The organism is Micromonospora sp. SD12 (assembly GCF_052068495.1).
GTDB classification, from domain to species: Bacteria; Actinomycetota; Actinomycetes; order Mycobacteriales; family Micromonosporaceae; genus Micromonospora; species Micromonospora echinofusca.
Genome location: NZ_JBQHDF010000003.1, coordinates 357,590 through 374,022, shown reverse-complemented (window position 1 = coordinate 374,022; position 16,433 = coordinate 357,590). Strand labels below are relative to the sequence as shown.

Genomic DNA, 16,433 nt, shown 5'->3' with positions numbered 1-16,433 from the left:
AGCGATGTGTGACAGAAGCTGACCTACATGGCTCCTAGCGTGGTCGGCATGACGCCCTTCCGGATCGACATCCCGCAAGCGGACCTCGACGACCTGCGCGACCGGCTCACCCGCACCCGGTGGCCCCGGCAACTGCCGGGCGACGGCTGGAGCCGCGGGGTGCCACTGGACTACCTGCGCGACCTGGCCGGGTACTGGGCGACCGGCTACGACTGGCGGGCGCAGGAGGCGCGGCTGAACGCGTTCCCGCAGTTCGTCACCGCGATCGACGGGCTGGACGTGCACTTCCTGCACGTCCGCTCGCCGGAGCCGGACGCGCTGCCGCTGATCCTCACCCACGGGTGGCCGAACTCGTTCGTGGAGTTCACCGAGCTGATCGGGCCGCTGACCGATCCCCGGGCGTACGGGGCCGACCCGGCACACGCCTTCCACGTGGTGGTGCCGTCGGTGCCGGGCTTCGGGTTCTCCCAGGCACCGCCGCAGACCGGCTGCACGGTCGGCCGGGTCGCCCGGACGTGGGCCGAGCTGATGCGTCGCCTCGGCTACGACCGGTACGGCACCCAGGGCGGTGACCTCGGCGCCTACGTGGCGCCGGAGGTGGCCCTGGCCGACCCGGAACACGTCGTCGGGGTCCACGTCGACGGCGGGCTCGGCTTTCCCACCGAAGCCGACGTGCCGGACATGAGCGACGAGGAGCGTGCCCTCTACGCCGAGATGCAGCAGTGGATGAGCGGCGGCGTGGACCACCACGCGCTGCTGCGGGCGGCGCCGCAGACCTTCGCGTACGCCTGGAACGACTCGCCGGTCGGGCTGCTGGCCTGGCTGGTCCAGAAGTTCAAGGAGTTCACCCTCACCGCGCCCACGCCCGAGCAGGCCATCGCCCGCGACCTGATCCTGACGAACGCGACCCTGTACTGGTTGACCGGCACCGCCGGTACCTCGTCCTGGTTCATGTACGACAGCACCCGATTCGCCTGGCCGAAGGGGCAGGCGCTGGTGCCCAGCGGCGTCTACGGCGGTGGCCCGCCGCTGTTCCGCCGCCTCGCCGAGCGGCACAACAAGATCATCCACTGGCCGGCGGGGAACCCGGGCGGCCACTTCGTCGCGATGGAGGAACCGCAGGCCCACGCGGCCGACATCCGGGCGTTCTTCGGCGGCCTGCGGTGACCGGCCTGACCTGGCCCCGGGTGCACGCCCGGCGGCTGGAGCGGCACGCGCTCTCAGCCCCCGGGGCGTTCGTCGCGGGTGCCACCCGGAGCGCTCCGGCGGCGGACCCGGTGGCCCGGGTGGTGTCCGCGATCTGCGGCGCGCACGCCCAGGTGGCCTCGGCCGCCGAGCTCTCCGTCGGGCTGCGGGTCGCCGGGGCCACCCGGACGACGGTCCGTCAGGCGCTGTGGGCGGACCGCACCCTGGTCAAGACGCGCGGGCCGCGCGGCACCGTGCACCTGCTCGCCGCCGCCGACCTGCCGATGTGGATCGGCGCGCTGTCCGCGATGCCGGTCCCGCCGCACGGGCAGAACCGCGATCTGCTCACTCCCGCGCAGGCCGAGCAGGTGGTGGCGGCCGTCGCCGACGCGCTGCGCGACGCCGAGCTGACCACCGAGGAGCTGACCGAGCAGGTCGTGGCCCGCACCGGCCCGTGGGCCGGCGACCGGGTGATGGAGGCATTCCAGGACAGGTGGCCGCGCTGGATGGCCGCGATGGCGGCGGCGACCCGGCGTGGGGCGATGTGTTCCGGCCCGAACCGGGGCCGCGTCACCACCCACACCAGCCCGGCGCGCTGGCTGCCCGGGTTCGCCCCGATGGCCGGCCCGGCCGCCCTCGCCGAGCTGGCACGCGGCTACCTGTACGCGTACGGCCCGGCCACCCCGGCGCACTTCGCCCAGTGGCTGGCGGTGCCCCGGCGGTGGGCGACCGAGCTGTTCGGGTCGCTGGACCTGGAACAGGTCACCGTCGAGGGCACCCGGGCGTGGGTGGCGGCCGGTGACACCGACTTCCCGCCCGACGGCCCCACCGGGGTGTGGCTGCTGCCGTACTTCGACGCCTACCAGGTCGGCTGCCACCCGCGCGAGCTGCTGTTCCCCGGCGCCGCCGGCTCACGTGCCCTGGCCGGCGGCCAGGCCGGGAACTATCCGGTGCTGCTGGTGGACGGGACGGTCGCCGGGGTGTGGCACCAGCGCCGCTCCGGTCGCAGGATCCACGTCACCGTGGAACCGCTGACCGAGCTGCGCGCCGACCGGCGGCGGGCACTGGACGCGCAGGTCGAGCGGGTCGGTCAGATCCTGGAGGGCACGCCGTCGCTGACCGTCGGTCCGATCAGCGTCGGCGCACACGCCTAGCCCGGCCGCGCGAGCTGTTCGGCCAGCCGGTCACCCCGCCCGCCGCGCTAATCGGTGAGGGCCGCGTGCAGGGCGGTGGCCAGGGTGGGGTGGCGGTAGGTGAAGCCGGCCCCCGTGAGCACGCCGGGGAGGACGCGGGTGCTGGTCAGCGCCTCGTGCGCGAAGCCGCCCAGCACCACCTTCAACGCCAGCGCCGGGATCGGGACGATCGCCGGTCGGCGCAGCTGCCGGGCCAGCTCCCGGGTGAACTCGGCGTTGGTCACCGGGGCCGGCCCGACCAGGTTGACCGGCCCCACCAGGTCGTCGCGGTCCAGGACGAACCGGGTGGCGTCCAGCCAGTCCGCCATGGAGATCCACGGCAGCCACTGCCGGCCACTGCCGAGCCGGCCGGCGATGCCCAGCCGGAACGGCAGCAGCTGCGGCTTGAGCAGTCCGCCGTCGCGGTGCAGCGGCAGCCCGATGCGCAGCCGCACGACGCGTACGCCCGCGTCCTCGGCCGGCCGGGTCGCGGCCTCCCAGACCCGGCAGACGTCGGCCAGGAAGCCCTCGCCCGCCGGAGCGTCCTCCTCGACGGCCCGGTCGCCGGTGTCGCCGTACCAGCCGACCGCCGAGGAGTTCAGCAGCGCCCCGGGCCGGTCGGCCTGGGACAGGCCGGCGATGGTGATCGCCAGCGTGGTGGTGGTGTCGACCCGGCTGGAACGGATCAGCTGCCGGTACTCGTCGTTCCACCGCTTGTCGCCCACGCCCGCCCCGGCCAGGTTGACCACCGCGTCCGCCTCCGCCACCACCGCCGGGTCGAGCTGCGCGGCGGAGGGGTTCCACTGCCGCTCGTCGGCGGTGCGCGGCGGCCGGCGGACCAGCCGGGTTACCTGGTGGCCGTCCGCCGTGAGCCGGTCGACCAGCCGGGTGCCGAGGAAGCCGGACGCGCCGGCGATGAGGATCCGCATGCTCCCATCTTCGGGCACGGAGGGCCGATCGGATGCGCTGAGGCGGTCGCGCACCCCCACCGGGCGCGACCGCCGACCGGACGGTCGGCGCGCCGCGTCCCGGTGGATCAGCAGCCGGCGGTACGCGTGTAGTTGCGCGTCCCGAAGTAGAGCGCCAGGTTGCCGCTGAAGCGCACCTTGATGTCGCTGCCGTTCAGGCGCTGCTCGTAGTGCAGGTGCGAGCCGGCGGAGCCGCCGCTGTTGCCCACGTACCCGATGGTGGTGCTGTAACCGACGGACTGGCCGACCGAGACGTTGAATCCGCTCAGGTGGGCGTAGTAGGTGGTGTACCCGTTGCCGTGGTTGATCCGCACGTACCGGCCGTAGCTGGTGTCGCCGAGGTTGGCGACGACGTCCACCGTGCCCGGGGCGCTGGCCTTGACCGGATCGCCGTGGTCGTTGGCCCGGTTGAAGTCGATCGCGTACTGCGGGCTGTGCCCGGTGCGGGTCTCACCGGACCACGTCTGGTTGCACGGGAACGGCGTGCGGAACGACGGCGCGGCGGCGGCGGGCGACGCCGGCACCAGGAACGCGGCGGTGGCCAGCAGGGCGACGCTGAGGGAACTCGTCAGACGGGTACGCATCCGAACCTCCACGGTCATAACCTTCGATGTATCTGCCGGATGATGTCAGAAAGCTCCGAGGACCGGAAGCGGTCGAAGGCTATTGATGCGCTGGCTCCGGGCGGCTATGCCACCTCGTGAGCCGGCGCGGCGGTGGCGCGTACGGACTTGAGGATCGAGACGATGCGGTCCACGTCGTCGGAGGCGAAGAGCGACTCCGGCCCGTGCGGGGCGATTTCGGTGAACGGCGACTCGTAGAGCCGGTCGACCTCCATCATCCCGTTCTGCGTCAGGTGACCGATGATCATGTGGATGAAGTGCATTTGGTTCTTCGTGGGGCTCCGCCCGACGAGGAACTCGTCGAACGCCTCCACGGCCGCGGCCCGGTCCAGGCCGACCAGCGACCGGATGAACAGCCCGAGTCCGTCCGTCGTCTGCCGGGCGTGCTCGACGTCCTCGGCGGCACCGGCGCCGCTCTCGGTCAGCATCCGCTCCAGCTCCGCCAGGTCGGCGGGGGAGAGCTGCCGGTTTCGCCGCAGCTTCTGCAACGCCAGGTGATCCTCGTGGGAGCGCAGGTAGGCGCGGGCCTTGATCCGGAACCGCTCGTGGTCGGTGCCGATCCTCGCCCGCGGGATGGTGACCTCGGTCAGTTCGCCGAGTTGGTCGGCGAAGTCGGTGTAGACGATGGTGCGCCGGGAGCGTTCGATCAGCCGGACCAGCGACCGGACGCGGCGACGCAGCCGTTCCAGCATCGGCAGGGTGACGTCCTGCCACCACTCGTCGCCGGCCACCTCGTCCAGGAGCTCCTGCTGTTCGCGGATCGCCGGGATGCTGGTCTGCTCCAGCAGGGCCGACGCGATCTCCTGCACCTGCCTGCGCAGCCGTTCGTCGGCCGGTTTCCCGTCGAGCTGGCCGAGCTGGAGCCGCAGGATCATCAGGTCGAAGCGCTTGGCGGTCTCGTCGTCGTCCCTGACCGCGCTCGGCAGCCCGGCGAGGTGGCGCCCCATCTCGTCGTACGCCTGCGGCGTCAGCCGGTGCCAGTTGGCGAAGTCGACGTAGAACTGCACGGCGCGGCGCTTGGGGCGTACGACGAAGTTCTCCGGGTTGATGCCGGCGACGCGCTCGTGCAGGTGGTGGGCGACGTCCCAGCGCAGGCCGGCCTCGCTGCGGGTGCCGTCGGTCTCGGGCTCGGCCTCGGCCGGCAGGCGCTGGTCGAGCCGGTAGACCAGTTCGAGCCGCGCCCTGAACAGCCGCTCGGTGAGCGACTGGCCGAGCGACCCTTCGGTGACCGGCACGTCCTGGCTGAAGTATTCGAAGTTGCGGCAGCAGTCGAAGACGTAGAAGTCCTGCTTGTGCTGGCCCGGCCCGTACAGGTCGGGGCAGAGACGGGTGCCGCGGCCGATCATCTGCCAGAACTTCGACTTGGACCGTACGACCTTGAAGAAAACCAGGTTGACGACCTCGGGCACGTCGATGCCGGTGTCGAGCATGTCCACCGAGATCGCGATGTGCGGGGCCTTTTCCTTGACGGAGAAGTCGTCGATGAGCTTCTGGGCGTAGTCGACCTGGTGGGTGATGACCTGGGCGAAGTGACCCGCCAGGTGGGGGTAGGCGAGGTCGAAGCGGTCCCGGATGAAGTTGGCGTGGTCCTTGTTCTTGGCGAAGATGATCGTCTTGCCGAGCCGGTCCCCGCCGGCGACCTTGTGCCCGTGGGTCACCAGGGTCTGCAACACCTTGTCGACCGTGTCGGTGTTGAATAGCCACTTGTTGACCCCGTCCGGGTCGACCCCGTCCGGCGGGCCGTCCTCGCCCCAGTCCAGGGCGTCCCACCGCTCCTTGTCGTCCTCGCTGAGGTCGTCGTAGCGGATGCCGTCCCACTGGAACTTCAGCGGCACGGACACCGCGCGCGGGGGAACCAGGTACTTCTCCTCGACCGCCTCGTCCAGGTCGTAGTGGTCGGTGGGCACGCCGTCCTCCAGGCGGAAGAGGCTGTAGGTGTTGCGGTCGATCTCGTTGCGCGGGGTCGCGGTGAGGCCGACCAACAGCGCGTCGAACCAGGAGAAGATCGCCCGGTACTTCTGGTAGACCGAGCGGTGCGCCTCGTCGATGACGACCAGGTCGAAATAGCCGGGGCCGAAGCGCCGCACGCCACCCACGGTCTCGTCGATCAGGCCCATCATGGTCGGGTACGTCGACACGTACACCCGGCCGTCCGTGTTCCTCTCGGTGACCAGGTTGACCGTGGCCACCTCGGGCAGGTGCGCCTTGAAGGCGTTGACGGCCTGCTTGACCAGGGCGGTGCGGTCGGCGAGGAAGAGCACCCGCTTGACCCAGTTGGCCCGCATGAGCTGCTCGACGAGGGCGATGACCGTGCGCGTCTTGCCCGCCCCGGTCGCCATGACCAGCAGGGCCTGGCGCTGCCGGTGCAGTTCGAACGCCTCACCGACCGCCCCGATGGCCCGCTTCTGGTAGTGCCGCTCGACGATCCGCTCGTTGATCTCCGACCCGACGAGCGGCCGGCGGGTCTCCCGCCGCTGCACGAGCAGGTGCAGCTCAGCCTTCGTGTAGAAGCCCTGTACGGGGCGGGGCGGGTAGGCGGTGTCGTCCCAGAGCCAGTGCTCGTAGCCGTTGGTGCAGAAGATCACGGGGCGCTGCCCGTACGTCTGCTCCAGGCAGTCGGCGTAGAGCTTGGCCTGCTGCTGGCCCGCGGTGGCGTCGCGGCGGGCCCGCTTGGCCTCCACCACGGCGAGCGGTTTGCCGTCGTCCCCCCAGAGCACGTAGTCGACAACGCCCGCGCCGCTGCCGTTGGGCATGCCGATCACCGGGAACTCCCGGTCACGCGGCTGGTCGAGCGCCCAGCCGGCCTCCTTGAGGAGCACGTCGACGAAGAGATCGCGGGTCTGCGCCTCGTCGTAGTCGTGGTCGTCGGGCCGAGCCTCGTTCGCGGCCTTCGCGGCGGCGACCTGGGCACGCAGCTTCGCCAGTTCGGCGTCGAGGCTGGCGTTCTTCTCCCGCTCGGCGGCGAGCGTCGCGTCCTGGGCGGCGAGCTTGTCGGCCAGCGCCTTGAGGTCGGCCTGGCTGGTCTGCTGCGGGCTGCCGTGCGCCGGCCGGGGGATGATCGTCTCGTCGAAGGCGAGCGCGCTCGGCGGCACCTGCGACTGGTCGCGGGTGTAGCGGCGGGCCACCCAGTAGAGGACGTGGAACAGCTCGCGCACGACCGGCAGGGAATCGGTCGACTTGACCGGGGCGCTCTTGTGCACCGCCCAGTTGCCCTGCTTGCGGATGATCTCCATCTTGGCGTGCAGCGCCGGCCCGACCAGGTGTCGCAGCGTCGGCTCGTGGATCATCGCCGCCAGGTCTTTCTTGTACGGCGGAGCGAGCGTGCGGTCGGCCTCCAACAGCCACGTGAGGGTGTGCTCCAACGTGCGACGGGCATAGAAACAGGCGGTACGCGGATCGAGCACCGTGTTCCGCTCGGCCTTGGCGGCTTCCCGGAACAGGTCGGGCCACTCGGCACGCAGGAAGAGAAAATTGCTCATGTAGCGCCAACCCCCACAGTCGACAGCAGCCCCTGATCTTCTCACGCCAGCGCCGCACACTTCCGGCCCGGATGTCGAGATGGTCGTGGATCCGACTGAGCGTCTACGGGGCCTTGTGGGCCGCTCCGCGTACGTGCTGCGCTGTGGTGATGACAATCCGCACGTCTGAACCAAGGAACACGATTGTTGTGAAGGTGGAGATCGTCGCGGACTTCGGGGACGAACGGCTCGCGCTGAGCTGAAAAGCGCAGAACGACCACGAAAGGGGCGCCCGGCCGGTGCTCCTTTCGTCCTAGCGGCGGGCAGGGTGAATGCCCAGGTTGCAGGCTCCGGAATCCGTTCTCGGTCGGGATGGCTGGTACGTGTCGAGTATCGAAGAGATCACCGGTGAACTGCATGCCCTGGCAGCGGCTGTTGAACGGGCCCAGCGCCTCGCGGCTGCGGTTGACAACCAGGCCCGGGAGATCGCCGTGCGGGCTGCCGGCACGGGGTTCGCCGGGGTCGCTGCCGGAATAGCCCGGGTACGGGCCGCCGTCTCCACCATCCAGGCCGGGCTGAGTAGTGCTGCTACTGCGGTCGGGGAGGCGAACAGCGCCGCCGCGTCCGTGCCACGGCAGGCAACTCCGCAGGAGACCGTCGCCGGACTGGCGCCGGTCCAGCAGGGTGTCGCCAGGGCGCGCGAGACCACCACCACGGTAATAGCGCAGGTCGACAACGCCCGACAAATCGTCAGCGTGGTCCTGCATGGCGGACAACCCGGTCCGCTCCTGGGGGCCCTCGATGCCGTCAAGCAGGTGTCGGTGCTCCTCGTGCAGCGCAGTGGCAGCGCCCAGCAGGCCGTCGAAGCGGCGACCAACCAGGCTCGACAGCTGGGGTCGTCGGGAAATTGATCGGGGCTGTCCGTCGCCCAGCGGCCAGCCCCGCCCCGACCACCAGTAACGAGCCGCCGCCTGTCGAATCTGATGAGGTGCGGGACAACCACGACGAGTTCCCGCCGTGGAGCAGGCAACCCACGGGAGTCAGGAACGGCAGACCGACCGGATCGCGTACCAGGATCGGCCCCAGAGTGGACGCCAGCACCCGACGAGCGCTGGAGCTGGAGAACGAGTGTGCCGACACCGTGGCAGGCAGGGGTTACCGGATACACCAGAATCCGACCCGGCAGGAAGTTGGTGACGCCCGCCTTCGCACCGGCGACAGCGGCAACGCTGACGAGGATCCGGACTACCTCGTCGAAGGTCATGTCTTCGACTGCTACTCACCGACAGCTCGTACGTCGGTGCGCAACGTCTGGAGCCAGGTGCGGGAAAAGGTGGATGACGAACAGACCCAGCGGGTGGTGGTGCACCTCAAGGACTGGAAGGGTGACATGACGGCTCTGCGGCGCCAGTTCGACGACTGGTCCATCGACGGGCTGAAGGAACTGGTCGTGGTGAAACCCGACGGTACGATCCAACAGATCATCCGGCGCGACTGAGAGGGGCAGACATGGCCGTCGAGTTCCGTCTGATCCTGGCCGGTGATCCGCCCGTCGACGAGATCGCCGTCCTGACTGCCGCCGATCCCCGCGAGGATCCACAACCGACGTCGGATCGGCGCTTGTTCACCGCCCGCCTGTACGACCAACGCGGCTATGCCATCACCCTCCGCTCCGGCACGCACGGCTATTACGAGGCCGACACCGACGGCGACTCTCGTTGGGAATGGGAACCCGAGACGTACGTCAACGTCACCTTCTCCATGCACGCCGACGACCTGGTCGACAAGGGCATCCCCAACATGGTGACGACGGTGGCCAGAGTGCTGGCCGGTCGGAACGAGGACGCGGCCCTGATCCAGGATGGCAACTACCTCCTCCTGACCCGCACCAACGGCGTCATCCGTACACACCGCACAAGCTGGTGGAATCACTACCACCTGGAGCACCTCATCACCGGTTGATGGGGGTGCTGACCTGGTCGGTGGGACCCTGCGCAAGCACAATGTGGCCCTGTGGCCCGATGAGGCATTCGACAACGTTGTCCCGGGTGCGTGAGTTGAAGGCGTCCGTGGTGGCTGCCCACGGCTACCGGGCGCGAGCCCAGGCGGTGAAGCGCTCGGCTAGGTTGTCCGGCGGCGTGCCGCCATCCAGCTCGGCCAGCTGTTGCGCGGCCTCGACCTGAAGCGTCGCCAGGTAGACGAGCAGGGCCGTCCGGCTCTCCCGGTACTCGCCGAGGAGGCGGAGTTTCGCCGACGAGCAGGGCCAGGCGATGCCGCAGGCCGAGCAGCGCCAGGTGGGCCGGCTCGGCAGGTGGTCGCGGCTGCGGCGGCTCACCGGGTGCCTGCCCGTGCGGGAACGGGCGGAACCGAAGTGCGGCGGCCAGCCGGAACGCCGTGGTTGGCCCTGCTCAGCCAGCGGATGCCGGCGCGTAGGGCGTACAGCTCGCGTTGCTGGACCGCCGCGCCGCGCCGGTTCAGCTCGTAGCCCTCGAACCAGAACCAGCCGGCGTACGGGTGCCGGTCGGTCAGCTCGCGGATCACGCGCACGGTCAGCGGACGGGTGAACTGGGGCGACGCCTCGCGGGTCAGCAGGACGACGTCCCCGGCGCGCAGCGGGCCGGCGCTCACCAGCGGCCCCCGTTAGCCCGCCACTGTTGTGCCGGAGTCAGTGTCCCCGCGCGGCCGGGTTGGACGGTGGGGATCGGCTGGGTCGGCGCGAACAGGGCGGCTGGCAGGTTCGTCCCCCCGACGGGCGGCCGAGGCGGCGGGGGCGGGGCGGGCTTGCGGCGCCAGAAGCGCATCACGGCGGGGCCTCCTTCGCGGATTGGAAGGGGCCGCCCCGGGCGCTCGCTCAGGGGCGGCCCCGACAACGCGACCGGCGGGCTCGGGTCCTCCACCGGCACACGCCGTCTGCAAAGCACCTTGCCGAGGGTTGCCGGCCGACTACACCACGTAGGACTATCGCTCGTAGACGTTCGGAACGTTCCTGGGCCTGCTTGGAGGTATCTGAGGATGAACCATGCGGTTGTCGCGGCGATGGCCGAGGTGGGTGCGACTGCCGACAGCCTGGCTGCTCAGGTGGGCGTCGACCCAAAGACGGCGGCGAAGTGGGCAAGCCGGGGACGAATTCCACAGACGCGGCACCGCGCCAAGGTCGCTGCGATCCTAGACAAGGAGGTCGGGGAACTCTGGCCGGACGTTCTGAAGCGCCGAGAGCCGGCCTGGTTCCGACCATGGGCAGACATCGAACGCGAGGCGGTCGCGCTGCGCTGGTTCGAGCTGGCCTGGGTCCCGGGCCTGCTCCAGACGGAGGCGTACGCGCGCGCGACCCTGGCCGGGGAGACGCTGACGGCCGAGGAGATCGACGATCTCGTGTCAGCGCGAATGCAGCGTCAGGCAGTCCTCCGTCGCGAGGTCCCACTGCTGATCACGGTCATAGACGAGCTGGTCCTTCGCCGTCCCGTGTACGGAAACCGAGAGTTGATGCGCGAGCAGTGCGCACACCTGGCGGTCTGCGCGGAGCTGCCAGCGGTGTCGGTGCACATCGTCCCGGCCACAGTGGGGATGTATCCCGGGCTCGGTGGGCCGTTCATCCTCGCTGAGCTGGACAGCGGGGCGACGGTCGCTCACGTGGATGGTCAGGCGAAGGCGCAAATCATCGAGGCTGCTGCGGAAGTTGCTACGCTCAATCGACGGTGGGAACGCATTCGCGGGGAAGCCCTCTCGCGGACGCAGTCCCTAGAGATGCTCAGGGAAGCGGCAAGATCATGGACCTGACCGGCGCGCAGTGGCGCAAGAGCACGAAGAGCGGCAACAACGGCGGCGCGTGCGTGGAGGTCGCCGACAACCTGCCCGGAGTCGTGGGGGTCCGGGACTCTAAGGACCCGACCGGTCCAGCGCTGATCTTCGCGCCGCTCGCTTGGCGGGCGTTCGTCGCCCACGTCGCCGAGCACAGCTGACCGACCGCAGACACACAGAAGCGCTCGCCCCGATGCAGTGGCGAGCGCTTCTGCGCGCAGAGGATGTGCCGACTGCGGCACCCGGTATGGGTGAGTTATCTCGGTCCGATTATCAACGGAATTCCAGGGCTCCGTTACTTGTACGTGCGACTGTAGGACAATCGAGTTCTCCCCTATCCGCCGAGTCGCCGAATCACAGCGAACCCCGGAAAGCCCGATCCTGCAACGCTGCGAACAGCGCGTCCAACTCTGCAAGGCTCGCGCGCTGAACCGCCCTGGCGACATCAATGCTGGCCGTTCGATGGACGAAGTTCAACTGTTTAGCGAGTGGTGGCACTGGGACCGGCACGGAGCCTAAATTCTCAACGTTCAGATTGAACTGCCCCGCTGAAGTCTTGCACCTATCGCGAAGGGCTGCCCTGCCTGCGGCTCCAGCCATAAAAGCCTGTGCGTATGTTGGATGGATGCGTAGCTTATTGACCCGCGCTCGGATTAGGTAGGAAGCGTAAATAAAGCTGTTTGGCTGAAATCCTGTTCCTTGGGTTAAGCGTTCATCGAATACTGCACAACGTCCAACGTAGTCAGGATTGCCGTTTGTTCGAACGAAGAGAATGTCACCGTCGACGAGTCTGAGTCGATCGAACTCGGCGGGGGTTGTCGGAACCGTCTTGATGTCCTTTAAGCTGAGAGTCCCGTTGATCACGTTCGGAATTCGGAGAGCCGGGCTTCCTGTATTGCTGGACTTGCTCGACGTCCCGTATCTGAATTCGTCGACCATGGTCCCGAATGCTACAACGGGCAGGCCCTGTGGATTCAATCGCGGATCCCCGAACATGTCGAGGAAGACGGATTGGGCGAGGCTGTCGAGGTGGGCGAGGGCTTGACGACGCTTGACGCGCAGCTCGTCTGCCCGGCCCAGAATCTCGGCGATTCTCCGCTGCTCCTCGACCGGCGGCAGTGGGAGGGGTATTGGCGCGAGATCCCGCTTATTCAGTTGAGGAACCGAACTGCCGCTCGCGATTGAGGCGAGATCAAACGTCGTGAGCCAGTGGTATAGGAATCCCAGGTCGACCTTGTCTGACTGTGGTCGGATTGCCATCAGGTTCGGGTCTAGCACGGACGGCCTGGTGATGATGCGCTTTTTGTTGGTTCCGATGGCGCCGCCCCTCTTGGGGATGACCACGGCGCCTGCTGGACACGTAGCGGACCGCGCGCCGGGAAACTTGCTCCAGGAATTGCAGCGTAGGATCGCAGTTCCATTGCCTGGAAGGTTCATGTCTGAAACCTTCATCAGGAAATAGCCGTCGTCTTGCCCTTCGTACGGCTGACCTTCGGGAAGACTTCCGCCCGCGTAGAAAGTAACTAAACGGCCCAGGGGTATCGTTTCCCACTCGATGGCACTCACCGCAGCATAGCCTTGAGGTCAGACATGCCCTGCTGGATCTCGGATTCCAGGCGTTCCAGGTCTTCGAGGATTTCCAGCGGTGGGCGGTGTTCGGTCTCCTCGTGGACGACTTCTTTGTAGCGGTTGAGACTGAGGTCGTAGCCCTGGGCGACGATGTTGGCCTTGGGGACGCAGAAGCTCTGCTCGGTGCGCGCCCGCTGCAACTCGTCATCGTCACGGCGGAACCAGCGTGCCAGCGCGTCGGGCAGGTTGTTCTTGGCGTGCTCGTCCTCGGTCAGCGCCACTTCGGGTGCCGGCCCGAGCTTCTCCGCTGACAGCAGGGGTGTGCGCTTGTCGTCCAGGCTCCAGCCATCCGCCGTCACCTCGTAGAACCAGACGTTGTCGGTGCCGCCGCTGTCGGTCTTGGTGAACAGCAGGATCGCGGTCGAAACCCCCGAGTAGGGCTTGAACGTGCCGCTGGGCAGCTTCACCACGCCGTCGAGCTTCTGCTCCTCGACCAGGATCCGCCGCAGCTCCTTGTGGGCCTTGGTGGAGCCGAAGAGCACACCGTCCGGCACGATGACCGCCGCCCGGCCACCCGGCTTGAGGAGCCGCAGGAACAGCGCGAGGAAGAGCAGTTCGGTCTTCTTGGTCTTGACGACCCGCTGGAGGTCCTTCGACGTGCTCTCGTAGTCGAGGCTGCCGGCGAAGGGCGGGTTGGCGAGGATCAGGGAATACTTCTCCGACTCGCCGCTGACGCTCTCGGCGAGGGAGTCGCGATAGCGGATGTCTGGCTTTTCCACGCCGTGCAGCAGCATGTTCATGCTGCCGATGCGCAGCATGGTGCCGTCGAAGTCGAAGCCGTGGAACATGCGCTTGTGGAAGTGCTCCCGCAGTTCCGCATCGTGCAGGGCGTCCGGGTGGTGGTCGCGGACGTACTCTCCGGCCTCGACCAGGAAGCCCGCGCTGCCGCAGGCCGGGTCGCAGATCTCGTCGGTGGGCGTCGGCTTGGTCATCTCGACCATGAGCTGGATGATGTGCCGCGAGGTGCGGAACTGTCCGTTGTGCCCGGCCGTGGCGATCTTGCTGAGCATGTACTCGTAGAGATCGCCCTTGGTGTCCCGATCCTCCATCGGGATGCCGTCGAGCATGTCGACGACCCGCGACAGCAGCGCCGGGTTGGGGATGGTGAACCGGGCGTCCTTCATGTGGTCGGAGTAGGTCGACCCGTCGCCGCCGAGCGTGCGAAGGAACGGGAAGACCCGCTCACCGACGGTCTCGTACATCTCCTTCGGTTCGGCGCTCCTGAACCGCGACCAGCGCAGGTCGTCGTACTTGCGCCATTGTTCGTCGCAGCCCTCCGGGAAGATCCGGCGCGTCATCGGCTTGCCGGTGCGCGCGGCCTTGCGCTCTTCGAGGGTGTGCAGGTCGTCCAGGCGCTTGATGAACAGCAGGTAGGTGATCTGCTCGATCACCTCCAGGGGGTTGGAGATCCCACCCGACCAGAAGGCGTCCCAGATGCGGTCGATCCTGCTCTTCAGCTCACCGGTGATCACGTAGCTTCGGTCCCCATGCCGTCGGCCATGTCCAGTTGACCTTCGCAGCGTAGTCCGGCCACCGGGATTCCCGGCATGAGGCGTTGGGGCGATTCGCCGGGGGTGGCGGACGATGGCGCAACGAGAGGGGCGTCCGGGACCATCGGCCTCCTGCTACGGTTCCCACCCGCGCAGGAGGAGGACGGGGAATGCAGGGGCGACCGGAAGGCGCGCCGCCACCGCGAAAGGTCGAGGACTGGGCCGCTGCCGAGGCGAACGCCGTGGCGTGGATGCAGTGGCTCGGCCACCGCGACGCCCGTCAGACGAAACGGGGTGCCGACGGAGGCATCGACGTCATCGCGATGGGTGCCTTCGCCCAGGTCAAGTGGTATGGAAAAGCGATCGGTCCACGGCCGCTACGCGAGCTGGCGGGTGCGCGAGCCAACCGTCCGGGCACGCTCTACTTCTTCGTGAACAGCCGCTACACGGAAGCCGCGTTGGATTACGCCGGCGAGGTGGGCATGGCTGCCTTCGTCTACTCGCCGGCCGACGGGCTGATCACGCCTGTCAGTAGCGCGGCTTGGCGGATCTTCCAGTCGGCCGCAGACGGCAGCCGCACGGATGAGCGGCGCTCCCGTCCCGCAGCGGATCCGACAGCGCCGCCACGGCAGCGGCAACAACGCCGGAGCACCGGGCCATCGGCGACGGCGGGGACCAGACCGGCAAGCCGTCCCGGCGAACGGCCCGGACAGGATCCGGTCGGGAGCCGGCAGCACCGAAGCGCCTGGGGCAACCCGTCGCCGTCAGCCGCCGAGTATGTGTCTTCGGAGCATCCCCTTACCCACGAGCAGGTTGGCGAGATGCTCCGGCACCTGCGACAGAAGGGGGACGCGCGGGTCGGAGCAGACCCCGAGCCGCCCGAACCGTCAGTGGTCGACGAGCGGCGCGATCCGCCGATGCGACAGCCGACCGTCGTGGCCGGCCAGCCCGAACCGTCCGCCTCGGGTTGCTTCGGGACCGTCGGCCTCGGGGCGCTTGCTCTGGCCGTGTGCGGTTACGGGGCCACCGATGACAGCGTTTGGCCGGTGTGGCTTGCCGTCTGCGGCACCGTTGCCCTGGTTCTCAGCGCTGCTGCCCATGCCGGATCGAAACGCCGCAGCAGAGCCGACAAAGGGTGACAGCGGGTGCGTCGCTCAGGCGGCGAGGCGGGCCAGCACGGGCGTGAGCGGGTCGAGCGCGTCCTCGCGTACGACGAAGCGGGTGACGCCCCAGCGGCGCCGGTGCCCGGCGATCGCGGCGACGATCTCGTCCTCGGTGCCGATGAGCACGAACGGCGTCGCGAGCAGCTCGGGCACGGTCAGCCCGACGTCGGCTGCCGTGGGAGCGGCGGCGGCCTCGGCGTCGTCGGTGACGGCCACGTGCTGCACGAGCGCCTCCAGCACCGGCGGCTCGGCCCGCCCGGCCGCCCCGGCCGCGACGCAGTCGAGCTGCCTGTCGATGTCGGCCTCGCGCCAGCGCACCGTGTGCGCGTAGCCGTCGGGCAGGGTGCGGCCGAGCCCGGACAGCCCGACCACGTCGGCGTGCGCGCCGGCCCAGCGCAGCATCGCGGAGTTCGCCGTGCCGAGGGTGAACGGGATCCGCCGCTGCACCGGGCGCGGAGTGTCCAGCCGCGCGCCCCGAAGCACCAGGTCGGGGGAGTCGACGCTGACCTCCTCGCCGTCGAGCAGGGCTCGGACGGCGTCCGCCACGGCCAGGCAGCGGCGCACCCGCCCGGCGACGTCGGGGCGCTCCCGGCCGATCGCGCGCCACTCGGCCGGGGTGTGGCCGGCGCCGAGGCCGAACCGGGCCCGCCCGCCGGAGAGCAGGTCGAGGGAGGCCACGTCCGAGGCGAGCAGCATCGGCTCCCGGACGCCGGCGTTCGAGACGTACGATCCCAGGCCGATCCGCTCGGTCACCGCCGCGGCGGCGGCCAAAGCGACGAACGGGGACGCGGCGGCCCCGGGATGGTCGGCGGTGGACAGGGCGTCGAAGCCGGCCGCCTCGGTCCGCCGGGCCAGCTCCAGCCAGCTCGGGCCGTCGGACGGGGTCGCCTGGAGGGTGAAGGTCGCCATGGGCCCACCCTGCCGGGCACGGCCCGACCGACCAAGCC

General features: G+C 69.2%; 16 protein-coding genes. 8 read left to right on the top strand and 8 right to left on the bottom strand.

Annotated features, from left to right (window positions below):
- Positions 1–48 precede the first annotated feature (48 nt).
- Together ACTMS2_RS08670 and ACTMS2_RS08665 are read left to right on the top strand one after the other, a co-directional pair.
- Positions 49–1,167: an epoxide hydrolase family protein gene (locus ACTMS2_RS08670; RefSeq protein ID WP_441174942.1), complete on the top strand. Its 1,119-nt coding sequence runs from the start codon at positions 49–51 to the stop codon at positions 1,165–1,167.
- Positions 1,164–2,339 carry a winged helix DNA-binding domain-containing protein gene (locus ACTMS2_RS08665; RefSeq protein ID WP_441174941.1) on the top strand — a complete coding sequence of 392 codons (1,176 nt, stop codon included), beginning with the start codon at positions 1,164–1,166 and terminating at the stop codon, positions 2,337–2,339. The genes ACTMS2_RS08670 and ACTMS2_RS08665 overlap by 4 nt, the downstream gene beginning before the upstream one ends.
- A 47-nt stretch (positions 2,340–2,386) precedes the next feature.
- Here ACTMS2_RS08665 and ACTMS2_RS08660 read toward each other — a convergent pair whose 3' ends face one another.
- The 3 genes from ACTMS2_RS08660 to ACTMS2_RS08650 all read right to left on the bottom strand — a co-directional run bounded on the left by ACTMS2_RS08660 (position 2,387) and on the right by ACTMS2_RS08650 (position 7,427).
- Positions 2,387–3,286 carry a TIGR01777 family oxidoreductase gene (locus tag ACTMS2_RS08660; RefSeq protein ID WP_441174940.1) on the bottom strand — a complete coding sequence of 300 codons (900 nt, stop codon included), beginning with the start codon at positions 3,284–3,286 and terminating at the stop codon, positions 2,387–2,389.
- 107 nt (positions 3,287–3,393) lie between these two features.
- The gene (locus ACTMS2_RS08655) at positions 3,394–3,909 is read right to left on the bottom strand and encodes a M23 family metallopeptidase (RefSeq protein WP_441174939.1); all 516 of its coding nucleotides are present in this window, start codon (positions 3,907–3,909) and stop codon (positions 3,394–3,396) included.
- A 104-nt stretch (positions 3,910–4,013) separates the two neighbouring features.
- Complete coding sequence (locus ACTMS2_RS08650) at positions 4,014–7,427, bottom strand: DEAD/DEAH box helicase family protein (protein ID WP_441174938.1); 3,414 nt, start codon at positions 7,425–7,427, stop codon at positions 4,014–4,016.
- Positions 7,428–7,789: 362 nt separating this feature from the next.
- Between ACTMS2_RS08650 and ACTMS2_RS08645 the strand changes: the two genes are divergently transcribed.
- The 3 genes from ACTMS2_RS08645 to ACTMS2_RS08635 all read left to right on the top strand — a co-directional run bounded on the left by ACTMS2_RS08645 (position 7,790) and on the right by ACTMS2_RS08635 (position 9,368).
- Complete coding sequence (locus ACTMS2_RS08645) at positions 7,790–8,317, top strand: DUF6244 family protein (RefSeq protein WP_441174937.1); 528 nt, start codon at positions 7,790–7,792, stop codon at positions 8,315–8,317.
- Positions 8,318–8,493: 176 nt separating this feature from the next.
- Entirely contained in the window at positions 8,494–8,904 is a 411-nt protein-coding gene (locus ACTMS2_RS08640; RefSeq protein WP_441174936.1) for a hypothetical protein, read from the top strand.
- Positions 8,905–8,915: 11 nt separating this feature from the next.
- A complete protein-coding gene (locus ACTMS2_RS08635) occupies positions 8,916–9,368 on the top strand; it encodes a SitI3 family protein (protein ID WP_441174935.1) in 453 nt (150 codons plus the stop codon).
- A 124-nt stretch (positions 9,369–9,492) separates the two neighbouring features.
- Here ACTMS2_RS08635 and ACTMS2_RS08630 read toward each other — a convergent pair whose 3' ends face one another.
- Entirely contained in the window at positions 9,493–9,741 is a 249-nt protein-coding gene (locus ACTMS2_RS08630) for a flavin reductase (RefSeq protein WP_088999129.1), read from the bottom strand.
- Positions 9,738–10,034, bottom strand: coding sequence for a hypothetical protein (locus ACTMS2_RS08625; RefSeq protein ID WP_441174934.1), 297 nt, complete (start codon positions 10,032–10,034; stop codon positions 9,738–9,740). Before ACTMS2_RS08625 ends, ACTMS2_RS08630 begins: the two co-directional genes overlap by 4 nt.
- Positions 10,035–10,418: 384 nt before the next feature.
- Between ACTMS2_RS08625 and ACTMS2_RS08620 the strand changes: the two genes are divergently transcribed.
- Together ACTMS2_RS08620 and ACTMS2_RS08615 are read left to right on the top strand one after the other, a co-directional pair.
- Positions 10,419–11,183, top strand: a complete 765-nt coding sequence (locus ACTMS2_RS08620; RefSeq protein ID WP_441174933.1) for a DUF5753 domain-containing protein — start codon at positions 10,419–10,421, stop codon at positions 11,181–11,183.
- A complete protein-coding gene (locus tag ACTMS2_RS08615; protein ID WP_441174932.1) occupies positions 11,174–11,365 on the top strand; it encodes a DUF397 domain-containing protein in 192 nt (63 codons plus the stop codon). Before ACTMS2_RS08620 ends, ACTMS2_RS08615 begins: the two co-directional genes overlap by 10 nt.
- Before the next feature lie 193 nt (positions 11,366–11,558).
- Here the strand turns inward: ACTMS2_RS08615 and ACTMS2_RS08610 are convergent, their stop codons facing one another.
- Complete coding sequence (locus ACTMS2_RS08610; RefSeq protein WP_441174931.1) at positions 11,559–12,770, bottom strand: restriction endonuclease subunit S; 1,212 nt, start codon at positions 12,768–12,770, stop codon at positions 11,559–11,561.
- Positions 12,767–14,305 carry a type I restriction-modification system subunit M gene (locus ACTMS2_RS08605; RefSeq protein WP_441174930.1) on the bottom strand — a complete coding sequence of 513 codons (1,539 nt, stop codon included), beginning with the start codon at positions 14,303–14,305 and terminating at the stop codon, positions 12,767–12,769. Before ACTMS2_RS08605 ends, ACTMS2_RS08610 begins: the two co-directional genes overlap by 4 nt.
- Before the next feature lie 188 nt (positions 14,306–14,493).
- Here ACTMS2_RS08605 and ACTMS2_RS08600 point away from each other — a divergent pair, with 188 nt between their 5' ends.
- Positions 14,494–15,462, top strand: a complete 969-nt coding sequence (locus tag ACTMS2_RS08600) for a restriction endonuclease (RefSeq protein WP_441174929.1) — start codon at positions 14,494–14,496, stop codon at positions 15,460–15,462.
- Between the two features lie 15 nt (positions 15,463–15,477).
- On the opposite strand, the gene ACTMS2_RS08595 is transcribed toward ACTMS2_RS08600, so the two are convergent.
- Positions 15,478–16,395 (bottom strand): LLM class flavin-dependent oxidoreductase, encoded by a 918-nt coding sequence (locus ACTMS2_RS08595; RefSeq protein ID WP_441174928.1) that lies wholly within the window; start codon positions 16,393–16,395, stop codon positions 15,478–15,480.
- Positions 16,396–16,433: the final 38 nt, after the last annotated feature.